At 63.7% G+C, this 9,200-nt stretch carries 10 protein-coding genes; 7 read left to right on the top strand and 3 right to left on the bottom strand.

The features are described from left to right. From EN780_RS05390 to EN780_RS05380, 3 genes are all read right to left on the bottom strand, one after another. Positions 1-312, bottom strand: a 312-nt coding sequence (locus EN780_RS05390; protein WP_128272484.1) for a cupin domain-containing protein, incomplete at its 3' end; no start/stop codon positions are given. A gap of 4 nt (positions 313-316) precedes the next feature. Continuing rightward, positions 317-1,183, bottom strand: coding sequence for a phosphoenolpyruvate hydrolase family protein (locus tag EN780_RS05385; protein WP_128272482.1), 867 nt, complete (start codon positions 1,181-1,183; stop codon positions 317-319). An 11-nt stretch (positions 1,184-1,194) separates the two neighbouring features. After that, positions 1,195-2,391 carry a Tm-1-like ATP-binding domain-containing protein gene (locus tag EN780_RS05380; RefSeq protein ID WP_128272480.1) on the bottom strand — a complete coding sequence of 399 codons (1,197 nt, stop codon included), beginning with the start codon at positions 2,389-2,391 and terminating at the stop codon, positions 1,195-1,197. A gap of 92 nt (positions 2,392-2,483) precedes the next feature. On the opposite strand from EN780_RS05380, the gene EN780_RS05375 reads away from it, so the two are divergent. The 7 genes from EN780_RS05375 (at position 2,484) to EN780_RS05345 (ending at position 9,170) form a co-directional block, all read left to right on the top strand. Beyond that, a complete protein-coding gene (locus EN780_RS05375; RefSeq protein WP_128272478.1) occupies positions 2,484-3,170 on the top strand; it encodes a TetR/AcrR family transcriptional regulator in 687 nt (228 codons plus the stop codon). Between the two features lie 356 nt (positions 3,171-3,526). Beyond that, positions 3,527-4,843: an extracellular solute-binding protein gene (locus EN780_RS05370; RefSeq protein ID WP_127284650.1), complete on the top strand. Its 1,317-nt coding sequence runs from the start codon at positions 3,527-3,529 to the stop codon at positions 4,841-4,843. A 66-nt stretch (positions 4,844-4,909) separates the two neighbouring features. Further along, positions 4,910-5,815 carry a sugar ABC transporter permease gene (locus tag EN780_RS05365; RefSeq protein ID WP_126058200.1) on the top strand — a complete coding sequence of 302 codons (906 nt, stop codon included), beginning with the start codon at positions 4,910-4,912 and terminating at the stop codon, positions 5,813-5,815. A gap of 1 nt (position 5,816) precedes the next feature. Then, positions 5,817-6,773 carry a carbohydrate ABC transporter permease gene (locus EN780_RS05360; RefSeq protein ID WP_127284649.1) on the top strand — a complete coding sequence of 319 codons (957 nt, stop codon included), beginning with the start codon at positions 5,817-5,819 and terminating at the stop codon, positions 6,771-6,773. Next, positions 6,770-6,991 carry a hypothetical protein gene (locus EN780_RS05355; RefSeq protein ID WP_127284648.1) on the top strand — a complete coding sequence of 74 codons (222 nt, stop codon included), beginning with the start codon at positions 6,770-6,772 and terminating at the stop codon, positions 6,989-6,991. The genes EN780_RS05360 and EN780_RS05355 overlap by 4 nt, the downstream gene beginning before the upstream one ends. Then, a complete protein-coding gene (locus EN780_RS05350) occupies positions 6,988-8,094 on the top strand; it encodes an ABC transporter ATP-binding protein (RefSeq protein WP_127284647.1) in 1,107 nt (368 codons plus the stop codon). Before EN780_RS05355 ends, EN780_RS05350 begins: the two co-directional genes overlap by 4 nt. After that, positions 8,094-9,170: an ABC transporter ATP-binding protein gene (locus tag EN780_RS05345; RefSeq protein WP_127284646.1), complete on the top strand. Its 1,077-nt coding sequence runs from the start codon at positions 8,094-8,096 to the stop codon at positions 9,168-9,170. The genes EN780_RS05350 and EN780_RS05345 overlap by 1 nt, the downstream gene beginning before the upstream one ends. The last annotated feature ends 30 nt before the right edge of the window (positions 9,171-9,200 follow it).

Here is a 9,200-nt window from a genome sequence, read left to right as displayed (position 1 = left end):
GTTCAGCGTCGAGTGGAAGCGGCTTTCAGGCACGTAGATGGTGCAGCCGGGGCCGACCTTCGCGACCACCGGATTGCCTTCTTCGTCTTCGACCATCTGCTCGCCATGGCCGGAGATGACGAAGATGATTTCTTCGGCGCCGGGATGGTTGTGGCGGGTGTGGCCCTTGCCGGAGGGCAGGTCGACGACGCCGCCGGAAAAACGCTCGGCGCCGTTCACTTCGGGCGCGACCGTCAGGGCCAGCCTGCCCCAGTCGAAGCCGAAGGCGCTGACGTCCTTCGGATACACGAACACCTTGCTCTTGTCGGTCATCGTCTCATCCCTTCTTTTTCTTAATGGTCGCCTTGCCGCGGCCGACCGCGACCGCCTTGAAATCCGCCGTCTGTTTGGCAATTGCTGCCTCCGCCGGCAGCCGTTCCATCGAGCTTGCGCCATAGAAGCCATGCAGCCCTTCGCAGCGCTCGAGGATGTAGCGGGCATCGTCCGGCATCGAGATCGGCCCGCCATGGCAAAGCAGGATGACGTCCTTGCGCACCGAGCGCGCGGCCGCCGCGATGGCATCGATCTCCTTCACACAGTCGTCGAGCGACTTCGCCGAAGTGGCGCCGATCGAACCGCCCGTCGTCACGCCCATATGGGCGACGACGATGTCGGCGCCGGCTTTGGTCATGGCACGCGCCTCGTCCGGGTTGAAGACGTAGGGCGTGGTCAGGAGGTCGAGCTTGTGCGCTTCGGCGATCATGTCCACCTCGAGCCCGAAACCCATGCCGGTTTCCTCGAAGCTTTGCCGCATGGTGCCGTCGAACAGGCCGATGGTGGGGAAGTTCTGCACGCCGGAAAAGCCCATCGTCTTCAGTTCGGCCAGGAACAGCGGCATGATGACGAACGGATCGGTGCCGTTGACGCCGGCCAGCACCGGAGTCTTCCTCACCACCGGCAGCACCTCGTAGGCCATCTCCTTGACGATCTCGTTGGCATTGCCATAGGCGAGCAGGCCGGCGGCCGAACCACGCCCGGCCATGCGGTAGCGGCCGGAATTGTAGATGATGATGAGGTCGATGCCGCCGGCTTCCTCGGCCTTGGCCGACAGGCCGGTGCCGGCGCCGCCGCCGACGATCGGCACGCCGTCGGCGATCATCTTGCGGAATTTCTCCAGGATTTTCTTGCGCTGAATGGCGGCCATGCGTCCGGGTCTCACTTCTTGGCGATATCGAGGAAGGCCGCGGTCGCGGCCCTGGCGAATTCGGGATCGTTGATATGCAGCGGCAGGCGCGTCACGTGCCGCGTCGCGTTGGGGCGGATCGAACGCTCGACGGCATCGAACAGCGCCGCGTCGGCTTCCGGGTCGAAGAAGGCGCCGCCTTCGATGTCGAGCGCCGAGACGCCCTTTTCCGGAATCAGGAAGTGGAGCGGACCCTCGCAGCGGCTCAGTCTTTCGCCGATCCATGCGCCGATCGCGCGGCATTCGGCCGGCGTCGTGCGCATCAGCGTCACGTTGGAATTGTGCTCATAGAACAGGCGCCCGCGATAGCGCTCCGGAATGGTCGGCGGCGCCCAGAAGTTGACCATGTCGAGCGCGCCGACCGAGCCGACATAAGGCAGCTTCGTGCGAGCGACGGCGCCGAAGCGATCCTCCGTCGCCGGCAGCACGCCGCCGAACAGCAGGTCGCAAACCTCCGTCGTGGTCATGTCGAGGAGACCGGCGAGCAGCCTCGAATCGGCGAGCTTCTCCATGGTGCGGCCGCCGGTGCCGGTGGCGTGGAAGACCATGCAGTCATAGCTGGCGCGCAGCTCGTCGGCGATCGCGGTCACGCAAGGCGTGGTCACGCCGAACATGGTAAGCCCCAGCGACGGCTTGCCGTCGGAGGCGGGCGCGGGGTTTGCAGCCATGCCCGAGATCGCCTGGGCGGCATTGTGCAGCACGACGCGCGACAGCCGGTTGAGACCGGCCATGTCGGTCACCGACGGCATCATGACGATGTCGGAGACGTCGACGTAAGGCGCGGTGTCGCCGGAGGCAAGCGTCGAGACCATGATCTTGGGCAGGCCGAGCGGCAGCGCGCGCATGCCAGAGGTGACGATCGAGGTGCCGCCGCCGCCGCCAATGCCGATCATTGCGGATATATCGCTGCGCGACTGGACGAAGCGGGTGAAGGCGGCGGCCATCGCGGCGACCGACCTGCCGCGGTCGTCGATGCCGAGCACGGCGTTGCGGCCTTGGGGATGGTGGTCGGCGACCTCCTCGGCCGTGACATCGACCGGGACGGCGGCGGCGCGCGTTCCGACGTCGACGCGGGTCACAGCGGCGCCCGTGGCGGCGATCGCGTCCGCCAGGAAGGCGAGTTCCTCGCCCTTGGTGTCGGCGGTGCCGACCACGTAGATGCGCTTCATTGCATTTCCCCGCTCCCTGGCGTTGTCGCCCGCCGCTTCTTGCCGGCCGTCAAGACCATTGCAATTTTTTGAGACGCGCGTATCGTATTGACATGGATGTCTCACGTCAACAAGCCGCGCCGAACGACGACACCGGACAGGGGGCAGGTCGCGCGGCCGAGCGCGGCGCGCGCGCCCGCACCAGGCGGCTTATGCTGGAGACGGCAACCAGGCTGATGCAGGCCGGCGCGACGCCTTCCGTCAGCGAGGTGGCGGAGGCGGCCGAAGTGTCGCGAGCGACCGCCTATCGCTATTTCCCAAGTCAGGCGGCCCTGGTGCAGGCAGTGGTCGACGAGGGGCTTGGCCCGATCCTCACCTGGAAATCCACTTCCGACGATGCGGAGCGTCGGGTCGCCGAACTCTTCGCCGACGCCATGCCGCGCATCGAGGCCTTCGAGGCGACGTTCAAGGCGGCGCTGAAACTGTCGCTCGATCAATGGGCCAGGCGGCAGGCCGGCACGCTGGGCAGCGAGCCCGCGTTCACGCGCGGCCATCGCGTCGACCTGCTGAAGGACGCGATCGCGCCGCTCAAGGGTCAGTTGCCGCCGCGCGAATTCAAGCGTCTGGCGCAGGCGCTGTCGCTGATGTTCGGCGTCGAGGTGCTGATCGTGCTGAAGGACATATGGGGGCTGGACAGCCGACGGATGATGGCGGTCGCGCAATGGGCGGCGGGCGCGCTGGTGCGGGCTGCCCTGGCGGAATCGGAAGGTGGCGGCGGGTCGGCGGTAATGGCCAAATAAAGCAAATCTGGTTGGACCAGATGGCGTGACCAGTTGTGCATAATAGGCCCGATGAGGTGACCGGAACAAGGTGCATACGTATCAAGGAGTAGGAAAATTAAGGGAAAACAGGCAGATACCGCTGCAAATGGCTTGTCCGGCGATTCTTGATCGCTCAAGAAAGGGCTTGACGTCCGTCCGAAATTGGTAATACCAGATCAGAATAGTCGAAGCGGATCGAAAGTGAAGGTGGCGATCCATTTTCGGCCGGGCGAGGAGGCCCAAACCGGAAAGTGCCATCACGGGAGGAACTACCAGGGCCGGCCTCGTTGGCGGCTCGCATGACACGGTAGAATGCGCACAAGGGAGGAAACATTATGCGCAAGTTAGTGACCAGCGTGCTTGCTGGTATCGGCCTGACGCTTGCCTGCGGAACGTCCGTCTACGCGCAGGAAAAGGAACTCACCATCTTCTGGGCGGAATGGGATCCGGCCAACTATCTGCAGGAACTCGTCAACGACTATACAGCCGAGACCGGCGTGAAGGTCACGGTGCAGACGACGCCATGGCCGGATTTCCAGACCAAGGCTTTCACCGAGTTCAACGCGCATGGCGACGCGTACGACATGGTGGTCGGCGACTCGCAATGGCTCGGCGCCGGTTCGACGCAAGGCCACTATGTCGACCTCACCGACTTCTTCAACAAGCACAAGCTTGGCGACGTGATGGCGCCCGCCACAGTCAAGTACTATGCCGAATACCCTGGCGGCTCCGGCAAATACTGGGCGATCCCGCTCGAAGGCGATGCGATTGGCTGGTCCTATCGCAAGGACTGGTTCGAGGATCCGAAGGAGAAGGAAGCCTTCAAGGCGAAGTACAATTACGACCTCGACGTGCCGAAGACGTATGCGCAGCTGCGCGACATCGCCGAGTTCTTCCACCGTCCGGACCAGAAGCGGTACGGCGTCGCCATCTACACCGACAATTCCTATGACGCGATGGCGATGGGCGTCGAAAGCGCAATCTTCAGCTATGGCGGCGACCTCGGCGACTACGCAACCTACAAGGTCGACGGCATCACCAATTCGAAGGAGGCCGCCGCAGGCCTCGACATGTACAAGGAACTCTACAAGTTCACGCCTCCGGGTTGGGGCAAGACCTTCTTCGTGGAAGACAACCAGGCGATCACCGGCGGCCTCGCCGCGATGAGCATGAACTTCTTCGCCTTCTTCCCGCCGCTGGTAAACAAGGCCACCAACCCATTCGCCGACGCGACCGGCTTCTTCGCCAATCCGGCCGGCCCGGACGGCAAGCGCTTCGCCGCTCTCGGTGGCCAGGGAATTTCAATCGTCTCGTACTCGAAGAACCAGGAAGAGGCGACGAAGTTCCTGGAGTGGTTCATCAAGGACGAGACCCAGAAGAAGTGGGCCGACCTCGGTGGCTACACCTGCAGCCAGGCCGTGCTGAAATCGGAAGCGTTCCAGAACGCCACGCCTTACAACAAGGCGTTCTATGACACGATGTTCATGGTCAAGGATTTCTGGGCGACACCGGAATACGCCGAGGTGCTCGATCAGCTGAACCAGAACATCTATCCGTTCGTGGTCGGCGGCAAAGGCACCGCCCAGGAAGCGCTCGACAAGACCGCCGCCGAATGGAAGGCGACGTTCACCAAGTACAATCGCTACAAGTAAGCATCACATTCAGAATGCCGGAGGAGGGTTTTCCCCTCCGGCATTCCTGTTTCAGGGAGACGCTCGTTGGCTTCGGTAGCCCTCACACATCTCGATCCTGCCTCAAGGGCCGCCGCGCGCGGCTGGTCGGATCTGACCATCCGCAATCTGTTCATCATCCCGACGCTGGTGTTCCTGATCGTCTTCAACATCTTCCCGCTGATCTATTCGCTTGGCTATTCCTTCACCAACTTCGCGGCCAACCGGAGCGAGCCCTGGCAGTTCGTCGGCCTGCAGAATTACCGTGAGCTGCTCAGCGACGATCACATCTGGTCGAATTTCATCATCACGGCGAAATACGTCATCGTTTCGGTGGCCGGCCAGATGATCGTTGGCTTCGGCCTGGCGCTGCTGCTCAACCGCAGCTTTCCGATGAAAGGCCTGATCACCACGCTGCTGCTGTTGCCGATGATGATGTCGGCCGCGGTCGTCGGCCTGTTCTGGCAACTGCTCTACAGCCCGTCCTGGGGCCCGATCAACTACGTCTTCGGCCTCGGCGATTTCGCCTGGCTGTCCAACCCGGACAGCGCGCTCTACGCCGTCGCGATCACCGATATCTGGATGTGGTCGCCCTTCGTCATGCTGCTTTCGCTGGCCGGCCTGTCGGCCGTGCCGCAGCATCTCTACGAGGCCGCGGCGATCGACCGCGCCGGCTGGTGGTACACCTTCACCCGCATCACCTTGCCGCTGGTCTCGCCGATCCTTTTGATCGCGCTGATCTTCCGCACCATGGAAGCCTTCAAGACCTTCGACATCGCCTACACGATGACGACCCAGCCGACCGCCGAACTGATTGCGATCCGGCTCTACAAGCAGGCGTTCCAGCAGTGGGATACCGGCAAGTCCTGCGCGCTGGCCTACATCGTGCTGATCATGGTGCTGGCCATCACCAACCTCTACGTGAAGTACCTCAACAAGGTGAAGGAGCGCTGAGATGGCCGCCGTCCGCACTTCTTCCGAGGTCGCCCTCAACCGCGCAGCAATCGTCGCGGTGCTGGTCGCGACGCTGATCTTCCTCGCGCCGATCTACTGGATCGCCTCCACCGCGTTCAAGCCGAAGGAACTGGCGGTCAGCGTGCCGCCCACCGTCCTTTTCCAGCCGGAAGTCACGCCCTTCATCCGTCTGTTCACCAAGCGCGTGCAGATGCAGAAGCCGGTCGACCCGCAAGTCTACGAAGCCGCGCCCTGGTGGGAGAAGCGCATCTATGACGGCGGCGAGCGGGTGCTGAAGGTCGGCAAGGACGTGCAGCTTTCGCAGTATCCCAACCGCTTCATGAACAGCCTGATCGTGGCGGTCATCAGCACGGTGCTCGCCGTCGGGATGGGAACCTTCACCGCCTACGGCTTCTCGCGCTTCAAGGTCGCGGGCGAGGCTGACCTTCTCTTCTTCATCCTGTCGACGCGCATGCTGCCGCCGGTCGTCGTGGCGATCCCGATGTTCCTGATGTACCGGATGGTCGGCCTCAACGACTCGCATATCGGCCTGATCATCCTCTACGTCGCCTTCAACCTGTCCTTCTCGGTCTGGCTGATGAAGGGCTTCATGGACGAGATCCCGAAGGAGTACGAGGAGGCTGCGCTGGTCGACGGCTACACGCGCATGCAGGCCTTCTTCAAGATCGTGCTGCCGGAAGCGGCGACCGGCATTGCCGCCACCGCGGTGTTCTGCTTCATCACCGCCTGGAACGAGTACGCCTTCGCGCTGATCATGACCAACCGGCGCGCCCAGACCGCGCCGCCGTTCATTCCCAGCCAGATCGGCTCCGGCCTGCCGGACTGGACGACGATCGCGGCGGGCACGTTCCTGTTCCTGCTGCCTGTCGCGATCTTCACCTTCCTGCTGCGCAACCACCTGCTTCGCGGCGTGACTTTCGGAGCGATCCGCAAATGAGCTTTCGCGCGGTCAACGAGAAGTACCTTTTGCCGGCCTCGCAGATCCTCATGGTGCTGGGCATCATCGCGCTCTGCCAGCCATGGAGCCTCAGCCTGCATTCCTATGGCGTGACGATCATCCTGATCGGGCTGATCGGCTTCAACATCACGTCGAAGATAGCGCCGGAGCGCCCGGAGGAAACCGGCGCCGCAATGCACGAGGGGGCCCGGCAGTGACACAGATCGAACTTCGCGGCATCGAGAAATTCTTCGGTGCCGTCCAGGTCATCCACAATCTGAATCTGGCCATCGCCGACAACGAGTTCATCGTGCTGCTCGGCCAGTCGGGCTGCGGCAAGACGACGACGCTGCGCGCGATAGCGGGGCTCGAGACGATCGACCAGGGCGACATCCTGATCGACGGCAAGGCGGTGCAGCACCTGAAGGCGGCCGACCGCGACATCGCCATGGTGTTCCAGTCGTTTTCGCTCTACCCGCATATGACGGTGTTCGAGAACATCGCCTTTCCGTTGCGCGCGACGCGCATGGACAGCGGCGAGGTCGACAAGTCGGTTCGCGAGGTCGCCCGGGTCCTGCGCATCACCGAGCTGCTCGGCAAGAAGCCGTCGGCGCTGTCCGGCGGTGACATGCAGCGCGTGGCGATCGGCCGCGCGCTGGTGCGGCGTCCAAAGGCGATGCTGATGGACGAGCCGATCGGCGCGCTCGACGCCAAGCTGCGCGAGGAGATGCGGGCCGAGATCAAACGGCTGCACATCAAGCAGGGTTCGACCACGATCTATGTCACCCACGACCAGATCGAGGCGATGAGCCTCGCCGACCGTATCGTCATCATGCATGAGGGCTTCATCCAGCAGGTCGGCACGCCGGACGAGGTCTATTCGCATCCGGCCAATTTGTTCGTCGCCCAATTCGTCGGCAGTCCGGTGATGAACATCACCGAGGCCAGCGTTGCCGAAGCGGCCAGCCTCGCCACCGTCACGGTCGGCGATGCGCCCGCGGGGTTCGAGTTCCCGAGCGCGCTCTTGTCGAAGCTCAATGGCCACGCTGCCAATGGCGGCCTGACGCTGGGTATCCGGCCCGAAGGCGTGCTCGTCCGGCGCGAGGCCGCGCCGGGCTACTTGCCGGTGGAGGCGCATATCATCGAGCCACTCGGCTCCTTCGACATTGTCGACCTCAAGGTCGGCTCCAAGATGCTGCGCGCCCGCACCAAGGCCGGCTACGTCGCTGGTCCCGGCGAGAAGGTGCATGTCCGCATCGATCCCGAGCAGGCGCATTTCTTCGATACGGCAAGCGGCAAGTCATTGGGGGTGAGGCTGTAATGGCCCATATCGAACTGAAGAACATCACCAAGAAGTTCGGTGGCCACACCGCGCTGACGAGCCTCAACCTCGAAATCGCCGACGGCGAGTTCTTCGTGCTGCTCGGCGAGACCGGCGCCGGCAAGACGACGACGCTGCGGCTCATTGCCGGGCTCGAGAAGCCGACCGAAGGCCAGGTTTTCATCGACGGCGTCGATGTCGCCGACTGGGGTGCGGCCGAGCGCGACGTGGCGCTGGTGCTGCAGCAATATTCGCTCTACCCGCGCTACACGGTGCGCGAGAACCTCGAATTCCCGTTGAAGCCGAAGATCCGCCGGCTGCCGGACGCCGAGATCAAGGATCGTGTCGCCCGCGCCGCCCGCACCCTCCGGATCGAGCATCTGCTCGACCGCAAGACCGACCGGCTGTCCGGCGGCGAGATGCAGCGCGTCTCGATCGGCCGGGCCATCGTGCGCAAGCCGCGCGTGTTCCTGATGGACGAGCCGCTGTCGGCGCTCGACGCAAAGCTGCGCGAGGCGCTGCGCACGGAACTGAAGAACCTGCAGATGCAGCTCGGCGCCACCTTCCTGTTCGTCACCCACGACCAGATCGAGGCGATGTCGATGGGCGACAAGGTCGGCGTGCTCAATCATGGCCGCATCGTCCAGACCGGCACGCCGCAGGAGATCTACAACAACCCGCGCGACACCTATGTGGCGAGCTTCGTCGGCTCGCCGCCGATGAATCTAATCGACGGCAAGCTCGTCGACAATCGCGCGGTGATGGCGCCGATGAATTTCGAACTGCCGCTTTCAGGAGCCGGCAATGCGGCCGACGGTCGTCCGCTCGTCTTCGGCATTCGTCCGGAGGATGTCTATCTGGAGAGCGGCGCGCCGGTGGAGGCCCACGTCCACGATGTCGAAAACCACGGCGTCGAGAAGATCCTGACGCTCAGGGTCGGGGACACCATGCTGCGCGCCACGGTGCCGGCGAGAACCGATGTCGAGATCGAGCAGCCGGTGCGCTTCGCCTGGAACCCGGACAAGGTGGTGCTGTTCGACAAGGGCAGCGGGGTCAGCCTGCGGCACGCCAGCTAGCTTGACGGTTTTCAAGCAACCGGGGCTGGC

The sequence above is a fragment of the Mesorhizobium sp. M4B.F.Ca.ET.089.01.1.1 genome (assembly GCF_004022605.1).
Taxonomy (GTDB): domain Bacteria; phylum Pseudomonadota; class Alphaproteobacteria; order Rhizobiales; family Rhizobiaceae; genus Mesorhizobium; species Mesorhizobium abyssinicae.
The sequence above is the reverse complement of the archived record's forward strand: the minus strand, read 5'-3'. Positions and strand labels throughout refer to the sequence as shown.

Coding starts and splice junctions, on each gene's coding strand:
- EN780_RS05385 (WP_128272482.1), bottom strand. CDS start 1,183: ATGGCCGCCATTCAGCGCAAGAAAATCCTGGAGAAATTCCGCAAGATG.
- EN780_RS05380 (WP_128272480.1), bottom strand. CDS start 2,391: ATGAAGCGCATCTACGTGGTCGGCACCGCCGACACCAAGGGCGAGGAA.
- EN780_RS05375 (WP_128272478.1), top strand. CDS start 2,484: ATGGATGTCTCACGTCAACAAGCCGCGCCGAACGACGACACCGGACAG.
- EN780_RS05370 (WP_127284650.1), top strand. CDS start 3,527: ATGCGCAAGTTAGTGACCAGCGTGCTTGCTGGTATCGGCCTGACGCTT.
- EN780_RS05360 (WP_127284649.1), top strand. CDS start 5,817: ATGGCCGCCGTCCGCACTTCTTCCGAGGTCGCCCTCAACCGCGCAGCA.
- EN780_RS05355 (WP_127284648.1), top strand. CDS start 6,770: ATGAGCTTTCGCGCGGTCAACGAGAAGTACCTTTTGCCGGCCTCGCAG.
- EN780_RS05345 (WP_127284646.1), top strand. CDS start 8,094: ATGGCCCATATCGAACTGAAGAACATCACCAAGAAGTTCGGTGGCCAC.